Source organism: Streptomyces sp. NBC_01669 (assembly GCF_026339735.1).
Lineage (GTDB): Bacteria > Actinomycetota > Actinomycetes > Streptomycetales > Streptomycetaceae > Streptomyces > Streptomyces yanii.
The window spans coordinates 3552836-3567239 of sequence record NZ_JAPEQG010000001.1; the positions used below are offsets into that span (position 1 = coordinate 3552836).

12 protein-coding genes are annotated in these 14404 nt (G+C 69.3%); 7 read left to right on the plus strand and 5 right to left on the minus strand.

From position 1 onward, the window contains the following. Positions 1–203: 203 nt before the first annotated feature. Complete coding sequence (locus OG972_RS15565) at positions 204–2483, minus strand: transglycosylase domain-containing protein (protein WP_266982015.1); 2280 nt, start codon at positions 2481–2483, stop codon at positions 204–206. A gap of 223 nt (positions 2484–2706) precedes the next feature. Here OG972_RS15565 and OG972_RS15570 point away from each other — a divergent pair, with 223 nt between their 5' ends. From OG972_RS15570 to OG972_RS15590, 5 genes are all read left to right on the plus strand, one after another. After that, the gene (locus OG972_RS15570) at positions 2707–3651 is read left to right on the plus strand and encodes an SPFH domain-containing protein (RefSeq protein ID WP_266982017.1); all 945 of its coding nucleotides are present in this window, start codon (positions 2707–2709) and stop codon (positions 3649–3651) included. Next, positions 3648–3878: a hypothetical protein gene (locus OG972_RS15575; RefSeq protein WP_266982019.1), complete on the plus strand. Its 231-nt coding sequence runs from the start codon at positions 3648–3650 to the stop codon at positions 3876–3878. Before OG972_RS15570 ends, OG972_RS15575 begins: the two co-directional genes overlap by 4 nt. A 235-nt stretch (positions 3879–4113) precedes the next feature. Continuing rightward, on the plus strand, positions 4114–4638 hold the full coding sequence (locus OG972_RS15580; RefSeq protein ID WP_266982021.1) for a PadR family transcriptional regulator: 525 nt from the start codon (positions 4114–4116) through the stop codon (positions 4636–4638). Further along, the gene (locus OG972_RS15585; RefSeq protein WP_266982023.1) at positions 4635–5321 is read left to right on the plus strand and encodes an ABC transporter ATP-binding protein; all 687 of its coding nucleotides are present in this window, start codon (positions 4635–4637) and stop codon (positions 5319–5321) included. Before OG972_RS15580 ends, OG972_RS15585 begins: the two co-directional genes overlap by 4 nt. Continuing rightward, positions 5318–7729, plus strand: a complete 2412-nt coding sequence (locus tag OG972_RS15590) for an ABC transporter permease (protein WP_266982024.1) — start codon at positions 5318–5320, stop codon at positions 7727–7729. The genes OG972_RS15585 and OG972_RS15590 overlap by 4 nt, the downstream gene beginning before the upstream one ends. A 59-nt stretch (positions 7730–7788) precedes the next feature. Here OG972_RS15590 and OG972_RS15595 read toward each other — a convergent pair whose 3' ends face one another. Then, positions 7789–8745 (minus strand): hydrogen peroxide-inducible genes activator, encoded by a 957-nt coding sequence (locus OG972_RS15595; protein WP_266982026.1) that lies wholly within the window; start codon positions 8743–8745, stop codon positions 7789–7791. A 131-nt stretch (positions 8746–8876) separates the two neighbouring features. Between OG972_RS15595 and OG972_RS15600 the strand changes: the two genes are divergently transcribed. Next, entirely contained in the window at positions 8877–9431 is a 555-nt protein-coding gene (locus OG972_RS15600; RefSeq protein ID WP_266982028.1) for a peroxiredoxin, read from the plus strand. Between the two features lie 12 nt (positions 9432–9443). Continuing rightward, the gene (locus OG972_RS15605) at positions 9444–9980 is read left to right on the plus strand and encodes an alkyl hydroperoxide reductase (RefSeq protein ID WP_266982030.1); all 537 of its coding nucleotides are present in this window, start codon (positions 9444–9446) and stop codon (positions 9978–9980) included. Between the two features lie 68 nt (positions 9981–10048). Here the strand turns inward: OG972_RS15605 and OG972_RS15610 are convergent, their stop codons facing one another. The 3 genes from OG972_RS15610 to OG972_RS15620 form a co-directional block, all read right to left on the minus strand. Continuing rightward, positions 10049–11485 carry an AI-2E family transporter gene (locus OG972_RS15610; RefSeq protein ID WP_266982031.1) on the minus strand — a complete coding sequence of 479 codons (1437 nt, stop codon included), beginning with the start codon at positions 11483–11485 and terminating at the stop codon, positions 10049–10051. 134 nt (positions 11486–11619) lie between these two features. Continuing rightward, a complete protein-coding gene (locus OG972_RS15615) occupies positions 11620–12321 on the minus strand; it encodes a transglycosylase SLT domain-containing protein (protein ID WP_266982033.1) in 702 nt (233 codons plus the stop codon). 390 nt (positions 12322–12711) lie between these two features. Further along, on the minus strand, positions 12712–14034 hold the full coding sequence (locus OG972_RS15620) for a PhoH family protein (RefSeq protein ID WP_037688637.1): 1323 nt from the start codon (positions 14032–14034) through the stop codon (positions 12712–12714). Positions 14035–14404 lie beyond the last annotated feature (370 nt).

Sequence of the window (14404 nt, forward strand, 5' to 3'; positions counted from 1 at the left end):
TCGCCGTATCAGCCGGGCGAGCTGTGCGTGAGAGCCTGTCGGGTGACCTTCGATCGGATAGCGGGCGCGGTCTGGTGCGTGCGATTCCAAGGCGGCGGGGTGTCCTCGTAGCGGAGCTACTAGGATATTTCGGCAACGCGGGAAGCGTGCGTGCCAGGGCGTGGCCGCCCGATCAGAGGTCACCCGACAGGCTCTGAGCCGCGTCAGCCCTGCACGCGGCTGTTCTGCCTGCCGTCCGCCGGTTTCAGCGGGACTTCGGCGCTGTCCGTCGGGGCCGGGACGGTCGGCGGCCCGCTCGACGTGCCGCCCGAGGGAGTCGGGTCGGACGGCGTCGACGGGGGCGCAGTGTCCGTCGGCGGCTCGGAGGACGGTGCCTCGCTGGACGGCTGGTCCGACGGGCTGGCCGATTCCGACGGCTGTCCGCTCGGGCTCGGCGAGGTCGAGGACGGCGGCGGCGTCACGGCCGCCCCCATGTCCGTGTCCAGGTCGAAGGTGCTCCTCCCGCCCATCACCTGGAACGTGTAGTCCGCCCAGATCTCGGCCGGGAAGCCACCGCCGTTGACGCGGCCGCCGCCCGCGGCGCCCTTCAGGGTGACCTGCGAACCCTTCCGGATCTGCTTGCCGTCGGCCCCCTTGTGGGACTCTGCGGCCTCACCGAAGAGACCGACCGAGGTGACGAGCTTCGGGGTGTAGCCGGTGAACCAGGCCGACTTGTTGTTGTCCGAGGTACCCGTCTTGCCGGCCACCTGCTGGCCGCCGCGGCCCGGGGCGTCGCGCACCGAGACCCGGGCCGTGCCGTCGTCGACCACGCCGGTCAGCACCGAGGTCACCGAGTCCGCGGCCTGGCGGCTGATCACCTGCTCGCCGATCGGGTCGGGCAGCGCGATCGGGGCGCCGCCCTGCCGGGAGGCCGACTTCACGATCGACGGGGTGACCTTCTTGCCGTGGTTGTCGAGCGTCGCGTAGATCCCGGCCATCTCCATGGGGCTCGCGCCCATCGAGCCGAGGGTCTGCGCGGGCACGACCGGCAGGCCCTCGACGTCCATGCCGAGCTTGCCCGCGGTCTGCATCACCTTGTCCATGTGGACGTCCACGCCCATCTGCGCGAAGACGGAGTTGATGGACTTGTTCATCGCCGTCTGGACGGTGACCTGGCCATAGTTCGCGTTGTCCTCGTTGGGCGGCGCGAAGGCGATGTCACTGCCCTCGACCGGGCGCCGGCTGTTGCCGTCGTACCGGGTGTTGGCGGTGATCGGCTGCCCGTCCTGCGTCTGGGCCTCCTGGTCGAGCGCCGCGGCGAGGATGATCGGCTTGAAGGTGGAGGCGGGCTGGTAGTCGCGCCGGGTGGCGTTCGACGTCCAGTGCTCGGTCAGCCCGGTGCCGCCGTACAGGGCGACGACCGCGCCGGTCTTCGGGTTCACCGAGACCGCGCCGGCCTGCACGTCCTTGTCGACGCTGCGGCCCTTCGTGTCGAGCCTGCTGGTCAGCCTGGCCTTGACCGACTGCTCCAGCTGCTGCTGCTTCTTCTTGTCGATGGTGACCGTGATGGTCCAGCCGCCCGCGTCGAACTGCTCGTCGCTGAGGTGCTCCTGCTTCTGCACCACGGCCCGCGCCGCGTTGACGATGTAGCCCTTCTGGCCGGTGAGACCGTCCGCGGGCTTGGGGTCCTGCGGCACCGGGAACTCGAGCCCCTGGCGCTTGCCGGCGTCCAGCCAGTTCTCCTCGACCATGTTGTTCAGGACGTAGTTCCAGCGCTCCTTGACCAGCCGCTTGCCCTCGGGCGAGGCGACGGCCCAGTCGTACTGGCTCGGTGCCTGGAGCAGCGCCGCGAGGTAGGCGCCCTCGGCGACGTCCAGGTCCCGGGCGTCCTTGCCGTAGTACGCCTGCGCGGCGGCCTGGATGCCGTAGGCGCCGCGGCCGTAGTAGCTGGTGTTGATGTACCCGGCGAGGATGTCGTTCTTGCTCTTCTTCTGGTCGACCTTGAGGGAGATCACCAGCTCCTTGAGCTTGCGGGTGACCGTCTGGTCCTGGTCCAGGTAGTAGTTCTTGACGTACTGCTGGGTGATGGTCGAGCCACCCTGCTTGCCCTTGCCGGACATCGTGTTGATCAGACCGCGCGCGGTGCCCTTGAAGTCGACGCCCTTGTCCGTGTAGAAGGACTTGTTCTCGGCGGCGACGAAAGTCCGCTGCACGTCCTTGGGGACCTCGGACAGCCCCACTATCTCCCGGTTGACCTTGCCGGTGCGGGCCAGGACGGTGCCGTCGGGGTACTTGTAGACGTTGCTCTGGAGCTTGGCCTGGGCGTTGCCCTCGGGTACGTCCACGATCATGTAGAGCACGAAGAACGCGCCCATGCCGAGCAGGCAGAACCCGAAGAACGTGCCCAGCAGTTTCTTCCACGTGAAGAGTCTGCGTATGCCGCCGCTCTTCGTGGCCCGTCGCGCACCGCGCTGTTGGGCTCGTCGCGCATCCGCTCGACCCATCGCTGTGTTGCTCCCTGTTTCTCTGCTCGCCCGGATCCCCCTCGGCCCAGCCAGCTAACACTGTCGGCCGGGACAAAAAGCAAGAGATCCGGTCCTTTGTGGACGTGACAATCAGCACCCGTTCCTTAGGGAACCGACGAACGAGAGGTGCGCAAGGTTGCGAGAACAGTTAATCTGATATCAGATTGCTAGTACTCTTCAAGCAGACAAACAGGGGGATTTCATGACCGACCACCCCGTTTCACACACCGACCCGCTCCCCGAGATGCCGGAACCCCAGGTCCGGGAGACCACGGCCCACTCCATTCCCGGCGGGCTCGGCCTTCTCCTGACCGTCCTCGGCGTCTTCCTCGGCGTCGGCCTGGCGATCATCGGCGGCATCCTGGGCGCGAACGGGCACAACGGGGCGGGGATCCCGATCTTCATCCTCGGCCTGCTGCTCGTCATCGCCTCGTTCTTCTGCATGAGCGGCGTCAAGATGGTCGCGCCCGGCGAGGCCCGCGTCATCCAGCTCTTCGGCCGGTACGTCGGTACGATCCGCGCCGACGGACTGCGCTGGATCAACCCGCTCACCAGCAGCCGCAAGATCTCCACCCGGGTCCGCAACCACGAGACCGCGGTCCTGAAGGTCAACGACGCGTACGGCAACCCGATCGAGCTCGCCGCGATCGTCGTCTGGAAGGTCGAGGACACGGCTCAGGCGCTCTTCGAGGTCGACGACTTCCTGGAGTTCGTCGCCACACAGACGGAGGCGGCGGTCCGGCACATCGCGATCGAGTACCCGTACGACGCCCACGACGAAGGCGGCCTGTCACTGCGCGGCAACGCGGAGGAGATCACCGAGAAGCTGGCCGTCGAACTCACGGCCCGGGTGCAGGCCGCCGGCGTACGGATCATCGAGTCCCGCTTCAGCCACCTCGCGTACGCCCCCGAGATCGCCTCCGCCATGCTTCAGCGACAGCAGGCAGGGGCCGTCGTCGCGGCCCGTCAGCAGATCGTCGAGGGCGCGGTCGGCATGGTCGAGATGGCGCTCACCCGGATCGCCGAGCAGGACATCGTGGAGCTGGACTCCGAACGCAAGGCGGCGATGGTCAGCAATCTGATGGTCGTGCTGTGCGGAGACCGGGCGGCGCAGCCGGTTCTCAACACGGGCACCTTGTACCAGTGACAGGAGACAGGCCACCCGCCCGCAAGCAGGTGCTGCTGCGGCTGGATCCGGCGGTGCATGACGCGGTGGCGCGGTGGGCGTCGGACGAGTTGCGCAGCGCGAATGCGCAGATCGAGTTCCTGCTGCGGAGGGCGCTGGCGGAGGCGGGCCGGCTGCCGCGCGCCGCCGGCCCCCTGCCGCGCCGCGGCCGCCCTCCACGATCACCGGCCCCCGACGGGGACGAGTAGCCCTCGACCGCCGGCAGGCCCGCATGCCCCCCTCGGCGCGGGAAGGGCTTGTCCTTCCCGCGCCGGAGGACTTGCCCCCGATCACCGGAGTGGCCGGGACACCCGGCCCGTCCGGTGATCGAGTCCTTGAGCGGGGGAAGCGCCCGCGGTTTCGGAAAGGGGTGGGGGAAAGGGTCCACGGGCCGGCCCGACCAGGTATACACCCCAGGTATACACACCGTGTACAGTGCTGGACATGTCTATCGGCCACACCCTGCTGGGACTCCTGGAGTCCGGCCCCCGCCACGGCTACGACCTCAAGCGCACGTTCGACGAGAAGTTCGGCCACGACCGCCCCCTGCACTACGGCCAGGTCTACTCGACCATGTCCCGGCTCCTCAAGAACGGCCTCGTCGAGGTCGACGGCATCGAGAGCGACGGCGGCCCCGAGCGCAAGCGGTACGCCATCACCGAGGCCGGGATCACCGATGTCTCGGCCTGGCTCGCCCAGCCCGAGAAGCCGGAGCCGTATCTCCAGTCGACGCTCTACACCAAGGTCGTCCTGGCCCTGCTCACCGGCCGCAGCGCCGCCGATCTGCTGGACGCCCAGCGCTCCGAGCACCTGCGCCTGATGCGCATCCTCACCGACCGCAAGCGCAAGGGCGACCTCGCCGACCAGCTGATCTGCGACCATGCGCTCTTCCATCTCGAAGCCGACCTCCGCTGGCTGGAACTGACCGCCGCGCGACTCGGCCGGCTCGCGAAGGTGGTGAACCCGTGACCCCCGCCGGTTCCCTGCTGACCGCCCACGACCTGCACAAGTCGTACGGTTCGACGCCGGCGCTCGACGGCGCCTCGTTCTCCATCCACCCCGGCGAGGTCGTCGCCGTGATGGGCCCGTCCGGCTCCGGCAAGTCGACCCTGCTGCACTGCCTCGCCGGGATCGTCACCCCCGACCGCGGCACGATCACCTACGCGGGCCGCGAGCTCTCCACGATGTCCGACGCCGAACGCAGCGCCCTGCGCCGCACCGAGTTCGGCTTCGTCTTCCAGTTCGGCCAGCTCGTCCCGGAGCTGACCTGTGTGGAGAACGTCGCCCTGCCGCTCCGGCTCAGCGGCGCCCGGCGCAAGGACGCCGAACGCACGGCACTGACATGGATGGAGCGCCTGGAGGTCGACGACCTCGGCGCCAAGCGCCCCGCCGAGGTCTCCGGTGGCCAGGGTCAGCGCGTGGCCGTGGCCCGCGCCCTCGCCTCCTCCCCCAAGGTGATCTTCGCGGACGAGCCGACCGGCGCCCTGGACTCCCTCAACGGCGAGCGGGTCCTGGAGCTGCTCACCGAGGCCGCCCGGTCCGCCAACGTCGCCGTGGTCCTGGTGACGCACGAGGCCCGCGTCGCCGCCTACTCCGACCGTGACGTCACCGTGCGCGACGGCCGGGCCCGCGACCTGGAGCACGCGGTATGAGCCTGCTCCACCAGAAGCACGCCCCGGCCGGGGAGGACCACCGGCCCGCCGCATCGCCCTCCTGGACGCCGGCCCGGCTGCGCGATCTGGGACTCGGCATCCGCTTCGCCGCTGCCGGCGGACGCGAGGGATGGATACGCACGCTGCTCACCGCGGCGGGGGTGGGCCTGGGTGTGGCGCTGCTCCTCGTCGCCTCCTCCGTACCGCACATGCTCGACCAGCGCGACGGCCGCGAACGGGCCCGCACCGAAACACGGCAGTCGGACTCGCCCGATGCATCGGCCGCCAGGTCGGACAGCACAGTGCTCCGGATCGACGCCGGGACCGAGTACCGGGGCCGTTCCATCGCCGGCTTCCTGATGCGCCCGGACGGTGCGCACCCGGTCACCCCGCCCGGCGTGGCGGGCTTCCCCGGCCCCGACGAGATGGTCGTCTCGCCCGCGCTCAAGGAGCTGCTGGACTCGTCGGAGGGGAACCTGCTCCGGGAGCGGCTGCCCTACCGGATCACCGGCACGATCACCGATGCGGGCCTCGTCTCCCCCAACGAACTGCGCTTCTACGCGGGCAGCGGCACCCTGACCCCCGCCACCGGCGGCCATCGACTGGCGGCCTACGGCGACAACGGCCCGCCCGAGCCCCTGTCGCCCCTCCTCATCGTGCTGATCGTCATCATCTCCGTGGTGCTGCTGGTGCCCGTCGCGATCTTCATCGCGACGGCCGTGCGTTTCGGCGGAGACCGCCGTGACCACCGGCTCGCCGCACTGCGCCTGGTCGGTGCCGACATCCGGACGACGCGCTGGATCGCGGCCGGCGAGGCACTCTTCGGCGCGGTCGTCGGAATGCTGATCGGCCTGGCGCTCTTCCTGCTGGGGCGCCGGTTCGCAGGCGCCTTCGTGGTGTGGGACGTCAGCGCGTTCCCGTCCGACCTGGTCCCCGCCGCCTGGCCGGCGGGCCTCGTCGCCGTCGCGGTGCCTGTCTCCGCGGTGCTCGTCACTCTGGCCGCCATGCGTTCCGTGGTGGTCGAGCCGCTCGGCGTCGTACGCAACAACCGCAGCCGCAGGCGCCGGCTCTGGTGGCGGCTGCCGCTGCCGGTCGCGGGACTGGCGGTGTTCGCGCTGACCGGGAAGGTCGACGAGACCACACCGGTCGACCCGTATCCGATCGCGGCCGGAGCCGTGCTGGTCCTGGTCGGGCTGGCACTGCTGCTGCCCTGGCTGGTGGAGGCCTGCGTGAACCGGTTGCGCGGCGGCCCGGTGCCATGGCAGCTGGCCACCCGCAGGCTCCAGCTGAACAGCGGGGCGGCCTCCCGCGCGGTCAGCGGCGTCACGGTCGCCGTGGCCGGCGCGGTGGCCCTGCAGATGCTGTTCGCCGCGATGAACGACGATTTCAACCGGATCACGGGACAGGACCCGACGCGGGCCCAGTTCTATACGTCCTCGGAGCACGTCACCGGCGACGCGGCCGCCCGGACGATCAAGGAGTTCCGTGCCACCAAGGGGGTGGACAAGGTCATCGGCACGGTCGAGGCGTACGTGACCAGGCCGGGGAAGTACGCCAAGGACGAGATGCAGCCCACCACCTCGCTGACCGTCGGCGACTGCGCGACGCTGCGCGAGATCGCCCGGATCGACTCCTGCCGGGACGGGGACACCTTCGTCGTCCACCCCCGCGACAAGAAGATGGCCGACTGGGTCGACAAGACCGCCCGCAAGGGCAAGGAGGTAGAGCTCAGCTCGTACACGGACCAGCAGAACGGCGTGAAACCGACACGGTGGACGCTGCCCGCCGACACCCGCACGGTGCTCACCCGCCGCGACCCGCTCGGCAAGGAGAACTGGGGCATCATGGCCACCACCGGTGCGGTCGACGCGAGCACACTGCCGGGCGCGACGACCGTCGCACAGATACGGATCGACAAGCACGTCGAGGACGCCGCCGAGTACGTATGGAACACCGCGGCCAGGCTCGATCCCGGCATGAGGGTCGTCACCCTGACCTCGGTGGCCCGCGACCGCCAGTACGCGAGCATCCAGACCGGTCTCCAGGCGGGGGCGACCGCCACCCTGATACTGATCGCCGCCTCCATGCTGGTCTCGCAGCTGGAGCAGTTGCGGGAGCGCAAGCGGCTGCTCTCCGTCCTGGTGGCCTTCGGCACCCGCCGGGTCACGCTCGGCTGGTCGGTGCTGTGGCAGACCGCCGTACCGGTGGCCGTCGGCCTGACGGCGGCGGTAGCCGGAGGTCTCGGTCTCGGTGCCACCCTGACCTGGATGATCGCCAAGAGGGTCTCCGACTGGTGGCTGTTCCTGCCGATGGTGGGGGCGGGTGCGGCGCTGATCCTGCTGGTCACCCTGGTCTCGCTGCCGCCGCTGTGGCGGATGATGCGGCCGGACGGCTTGCGGACCGAGTGACGGCGCACCGGGCTCACGGGGTGTGGCCCCTCCGCGGGGAGGGACCACACCCCTTTCACCTACGCGGCCGCCACCCGCACGGGCAACGCCCGCATCGCCTCGCGCAACGCGGCGGCGAACTCCTCGAACTCGCCCTGCCGGGCCGCCCCTGTCCGCATTCCCAGCGCCACCCGCCGCGAGGGAGCGGGGTCCGCGAAGTACCCCGTGGTCAGCGCGTCGTTGCGGGCGGTCTCCACGGTCACGGCGGTACGCGGCAGCAGTGTCACCCCGAGTCCGCCCGCGACCAGCTGTACCAGCGTGGAGAGCCCGGCCGCGGTCGTGGTGACCGGCGCCCCCTCCGTACGGCCCGCCTCCCGGCAGATGTCGAGGGCCTGATCGCGCAGGCAGTGCCCCTCGTCGAGCAGCAGCAACGGCAGTTCGCGCAGCGCCTCGCGCGGGATGTCGGCACGCCCGCCCAGCCAGTGGCTGCGCTCCATGACCAGCACGAAGTCCTCGTCGAAGAGCGGGAGTTCGGTCACCTGCGGCACCCCGAGCGGTACGGCGAGCAGCAGCAGGTCCAGCCGTCCGGCGGCCAGCCCCTCCAGCAGCGACGAGGTCTGTTCCTCGTGCACCTGGAGGTCGAGCTCCGGGTAGCGGTCGTGGACCAGCCGCAGCACGGCCGGCAGGAGATACGGGGCGACGGTCGGGATCACACCGAGTCTGAGCACTCCGGTGAACGGCGCCCGGACCGCCTCGGCCTCCTCCATCAGCTCGCCCACGGCCTCCAGCACCACCCGGGCCCGCACCGCGAGCCGCTCCCCGGCGGGCGAGAGCAGCACCTTGCGCGTCGTACGCTCGATGAGCTGGACACCGAGTGCCTCCTCCAGTGCGGACACGGCTCCGGAGAGCGCGGGCTGACTCATCCCGATCGCTGCCGCCGCGTCCCTGAAGTGCAGATGTTCGGCCACGGCCGTGAAGGCGCGCAGCTGCGACAGGCTGGGCTGTTTGGGGCGATTACCCTGGTTACTCTGCGCCACTGATAGGCACCTCCGATCATCACGACCAAGTGTAGCTATTTCCGCGATCAATGGACTCTGTGCCATGGTGGACACCGTCCAACCCTCAGGAAGTCCCGCAAAAGGGAATTCCTACGCTGCAAGGAGAGCGCGTGCTCACTGTCGGTGACAAGTTCCCCGAGTTCGACCTGACTGCTTGTGTTTCGCTGGAGAGCGGCAAGGAGTTCGAGCAGATCAACCACAAGACCTACGAAGGTCAGTGGAAGATCGTCTTCGCGTGGCCGAAGGACTTCACCTTCGTGTGCCCCACCGAGATCGCCGCCTTCGGCAAGCTGAACGACGAGTTCGCCGACCGTGACGCCCAGGTCCTCGGCTTCTCCGGTGACTCCGAGTTCGTGCACCACGCCTGGCGCAAGGACCACCCGGACCTGACCGACCTGCCTTTCCCGATGATGGCCGACTCGAAGCACGAGCTCATGCGTGACCTCGGCATCGAGGGCGAGGACGGCTTCGCGCAGCGCGCCGTCTTCATCGTCGACCAGAACAACGAGATCCAGTTCACGATGGTGACCGCCGGTTCCGTGGGCCGTAACCCCAAGGAGGTCCTCCGGGTCCTCGACGCCCTGCAGACCGACGAGCTGTGCCCGTGCAACTGGACCAAGGGCGAGAACACCCTGGACCCGGTCGCGCTCCTCTCGGGCGAGTGAGCTGACACCGACATGGCACTCGACGAACTGAAGGCCGCTGTTCCGGACTTCGCCAAGGACCTGAAGCTGAACCTCGGTTCGGTCATCGGGAACAGCGAGCTCCCGCAGCAGCAGCTGTGGGGCACCGTCCTCGCCTGCGCGATCGCCTCGCGCTCGCCGAAGGTGCTGCGCGAGCTGGAGCCGGAGGCCAAGGCCAACCTCTCCGCCGAGGCGTACACCGCGGCGAAGTCGGCAGCCGCCATCATGGCGATGAACAACGTCTTCTACCGGACCCGGCACCTGCTGTCGGACCCCGAGTACGGGACGCTCCGTGCGGGTCTGCGGATGAACGTCATCGGCAAGCCGGGCGTGGAGAAGGTCGACTTCGAACTGTGGTCGCTCGCCGTCTCCGCGATCAACGGCTGCGGCCAGTGCCTGGACTCCCACGAGCAGGTGCTGCGCAAGGCCGGCGTGGACCGTGAGACCATTCAGGAAGCCGTCAAGATCGCCTCGGTGATCCAGGCGGTCGGCGTCACCCTCGAAGCCGAGGCCGTGCTCGCCGAGCAGTAACAGCAGGACCCCTGATACGAGAAGGGCCCCGAGGACGACCGACCGTCCACGGGGCCCTTCTTTCTGCCCTACTCCGTCTCCGGCTGCGCCGCTTCCCCATAGGCGTCGCCGTCGCCGTGTTCCTCGGGTGACGGTCCCGGCGCCCGGGTCGGCGCGACGCCGACCGCCGTGGCGTCGCGCGGCTGCGGTGCGTGCCGCAGCGCCTCCTCCTGCCCGTACTTCCGCAGATAGCCGACCACCGTGTTGGTGACGGCGACCAGCGGCACCGCGACGACCGCACCGCCGATGCCCGCGACCATGCCACCCGCGGCGACCGAGAGGACGACGGCGAGCGGATGGACGCGCACCGCACGGCCGAGGATGAACGGCTGCAGCACATGGCCCTCGATCTGCTGCACGGCCAGCACCACGAGCAGCACCATCAGCGCGGTGAACACGCCCTCGGTGACCAGCGCGACGACCACCGCGAGCGCTCCGGAGATCACGGCGCCGACGAGTGGGATGAAGGCGAAGAGAAAGATGAAGACGGCGAGCGGCACCGCCATCGGCACATCGAGGAACCAGATGCCGAGCCCGATGAATATCGCGTCAATCAGGGCGACCAGCACCGTGCCCCGCACATAGGCGGTCAACGTCCGCCAAGCACGTGGCCCGGCGCCCGCGACGCCCGGCCGCGCCTGCGCGGGCACCAGCTTCAGGACCCAGCGCCAGATGCGCTTTCCGTCGTACAGCAGGAAGAGCGTCGAGAACATCGCCAGCAGCATCCCGGTGAGGACCTCCACCATCACGGTGACGCCCTGGAGGCCGGCGGAAGTTATCTCCTCGGTGTTGGTGCCGATGGTGTCGCTGAGATTCTTCGCGACATCGTTGATCTGCTGCTCGGTGACATGGAAGGGGCTGTCGAGCAGCCAGCGCTTCAACTCGTCGATACCGTCCCGCACCTTGTCGGAGAGGGTGTCGAGGTTGTCCATGACCTGCCAGACCACGAACCAGCCGACCAGGCCCATGATGACGAAGCCCAGGATCGCGGTGACGGCGGTGGCGAGACCCCGCGGAAGTCCGTACCGCCGCAGCCGGGAGACGGTCGGCTGCAGCATCGCGGTGACGAGCAGCGCGGCGACGAACGCCAGCACCACCAACTGTACGGCGCTGATGACCTTCATCAGCACCCAGAGCGTGCCCGCGAGAACGAGCAGCCGCCAGCCGGCCTCGGCCGCGACGCGCATCCCCCAGGGGATCGCCGCGACCGGATCGGGGCGGGCGGCGACTGCGGGTGCGTAGGCGGGCGGCGCCGGGACCCGGCCGGGGTCGGTGGACCGGTCTTCGGCGGTGGACACCGCGGCGACGACCGCGACCGGGACCACGGCCTGCGCGTCCCTGTCCCCCTCGAGGTCCCCCTCGACGTCCCCCTCGGCCTCCGCTGCGGCGCGACGTTCCTCCAGGCGGTCGCCCAGCTCGGTCAGTTCGACGCCCAGCCGCCCGAGCCACCCTGGCAGTTTCGACATAAGTGTTCCTCTACCCCCGAGTTCTCTCCCCACCACTCCCCCCGGAGTCGTCCGGACGACGGTACACGCGCGAAGCCCCCCACCGTAGGACGGTGAGGGGCTTCGCAAGGTTGAGACCGGAACCTCGGAAGGTTCTAGTACCAGCTGTTCGCCTGCCAGAAGGACCAGGCACCGCACGGGGAGCCGTAACGGCTGTCCATGTAGTTGAGGCCCCACTTGATCTGGGTGGCCGGGTTGGTCTGCCAGTCGGCACCGGCGGACGCCATCTTGGAACCGGGGAGCGCCTGGACGAGCCCGTACGCACCGGAGGACGCGTTGGTCGCCCGGTAGTTCCAGCTCGACTCGTGGTTCACGATGTTGCTGAAGCACTGGTACTGGTCGCCGGGGATCATCTGGCGAGCCATCGCCTGGACTTCGGCCACGGTGTACGAGCTCTGCGTGGCGAAGGCGGAGGCGGAACGCACCGCGGACCGGCTGGCGCGCTCGGCGTCTTCCTTGGCCTGACGCTCCTTCTCCAGCTTGTCCTCGGCCGCCTGCTTCTTCGACTCGGCGTCCTTGGCGGCCTGGATGCGGGCCGATTCTTCCGCGGACTTCTTCGCTGCCGCGTCGGCTGCGGACGCCTGGGCGTCCGCCTGCTGCGTCAGCGAGGCGGTCTGCACCTGGGCCTGCTGGCCCGCAGGGATGTCGGCGAGAAGCGTCGTGTCGGCTGCGGTCGCCTCGAAGTTGTTGTCGTCGGCAGCAGGGGTGCTGCCCGATGCAACGCCTACGACGGCGCCGACGGTGGTGACCGCAGTGGCAGATGCCACGGCGAACCCCCGGACCGAGATCCGGCTCACACGGTGTCCTTCCAGCATCGCCCGCTTAGGTGACCTCGCGGACGCAATCGTGCCCCTGACGCTGGCCTCCCTACTGCTTGGGTCACGGGAGGCACGGGCCCGGTGGGCAACTCCCCTGGAGGAGTGCCGCGTGGTGCTCGCGGGCGGCATACGGACGGCAATTGTTGAGTTGTCTGATGCGTGGCACCTCTGGAGGTGCGGGTGTGCCGTATGCGGGGCCTGACGGAAGCAAGACTCTGCCGGAACGGGCCACCGCGAAGCAATTCTCCGTTGCGTGTGAAAGCTCACACCCCGTTTGGTCCACGTGTTTCACGGAAAAGGTGCCGCAGCACGATGCCGCCCGGCTAAGCTCTTGGGCTCGCCGGGCGGCATCAATGGTCGTATCCCGTATCAGATCTGGCCTTCCTCCAGCATTTCGGTCACCAGCGCGGCGATCTGCGAGCGCTCGGAACGGGTGAGGGTGACGTGCGCGAAGAGCGGATGACCCTTCAGCTTCTCGACCACGGCGACGACTCCGTCGTACCGGCCGACCCGGAGGTTGTCCCGCTGCGCCACGTCATGCGTGAGCACGACCCGGGAATTCGCCCCAATTCGGGACAATACGGTCAGCAGGACGTTCCGTTCGAGCGACTGCGCCTCGTCGACGATCACGAACGCGTCGTGGAGCGAGCGGCCCCGGATGTGGGTGAGCGGCAGAACCTCCAGCATCCCGCGCCCCAGCACCTCCTCGATCACCTCGCGCCCGGCGACCGCCGAGAGCGTGTCGAAGACGGCCTGCGCCCACGGGCTCATCTTCTCGGCCTCGGTGCCGGGGAGATAGCCGAGCTCCTGGCCCCCGACCGCGTACAGCGGCCGGAAGACCATTACTTTCTGGTGCTGCCTCCGCTCCAGGACGGCCTCCAGACCGGCGCAGAGCGCCAGCGCCGACTTGCCCGTGCCGGCCCGGCCGCCCAGCGACACGATCCCGACGTCCTGGTCGAGCAGCAGATCGAGAGCGATGCGCTGCTCGGCGCTGCGGCCATGGATCCCGAAGGCCTCCCGGTCGCCGCGGACGAGGCGCACATTGCCCTCGGCGGTGATCCGGCCGAGCGCCTTGCCGCGCTCGGACTGCAGGACCAGTCCGGTGTGCACGGGCAGGTCGGCGGCCTCGGGGACGTAGAGCGTCTCCTCTCCGAAGAGCAGATCCACCTGTTCGGCGGAGAGGGGCAGTTCCGACATGCCCGTCCAGCCGGAGTCGGTGATGGCGAGTTCCGCGCGGTACTCCTCCGCGAGGAGGCCGACCGAGGATGCCTTGATGCGTAGCGGCAGGTCCTTGGAGACGACCGTGACGTCGTACCCCTCGGCCTGGAGATTGCGCGCGACCGCGAGAATCCGTGAGTCGTTGTCCCCCAACCGGTAACCGGCGGGCAGTACGCCGGGGTCGGAATGGTTGAGTTCGACGCGCAGCGTCCCGCCGAGATCCCCGAGCGGAATCGGGGCATCCAGCCGGCCGTACCGGACCCGGAAGTCGTCCAGCAGACGCAGGGCCTGCCGGGCGAAGTAGCCGAGCTCCGGATGGTGCCGTTTGGCCTCCAGTTCCGTGACCACGACGATCGGGAGCACGACTTCGTGCTCGTCGAACCGGGCCATGGCGTTCGGATCGGCCAGCAGGACGCTGGTGTCGAGAACATAGGTGCGCCTGTCGGGCATGCGGCGCTTTGTGCTGGTCACCACGGAAGGACGTACCCCCTCGGACGAGGTTGGGGTGCGACGGCGTCGCGGAGCATCCCAAAGGGAGAGGACGGACCGGGCTGCGACCCTCTTGCGCGGGCCGAGCGCCGGCCCTCCGCGTCAGCCGCACAGTATGTACGGTCCTTCGTGTGCAAAGGGCCTCCCGGGCGAGCGGACTCCATGCCGCTCACTTGGACACGACGTCCGCCTGGTTTTTGACCGGACGTCGACCTGACAGGGGTATTCCCTCGAACACGCGAAGCCATGCCGCCCGGGGCTGGCGGGCTGAGCTGGGAGTGTGCCCCCGGGCACGTGGGTCTGCTGCGCCGGCCTCCGGCGCCGCCGTGGGCGGCCGTGGTGCCCCTGGGCCGCA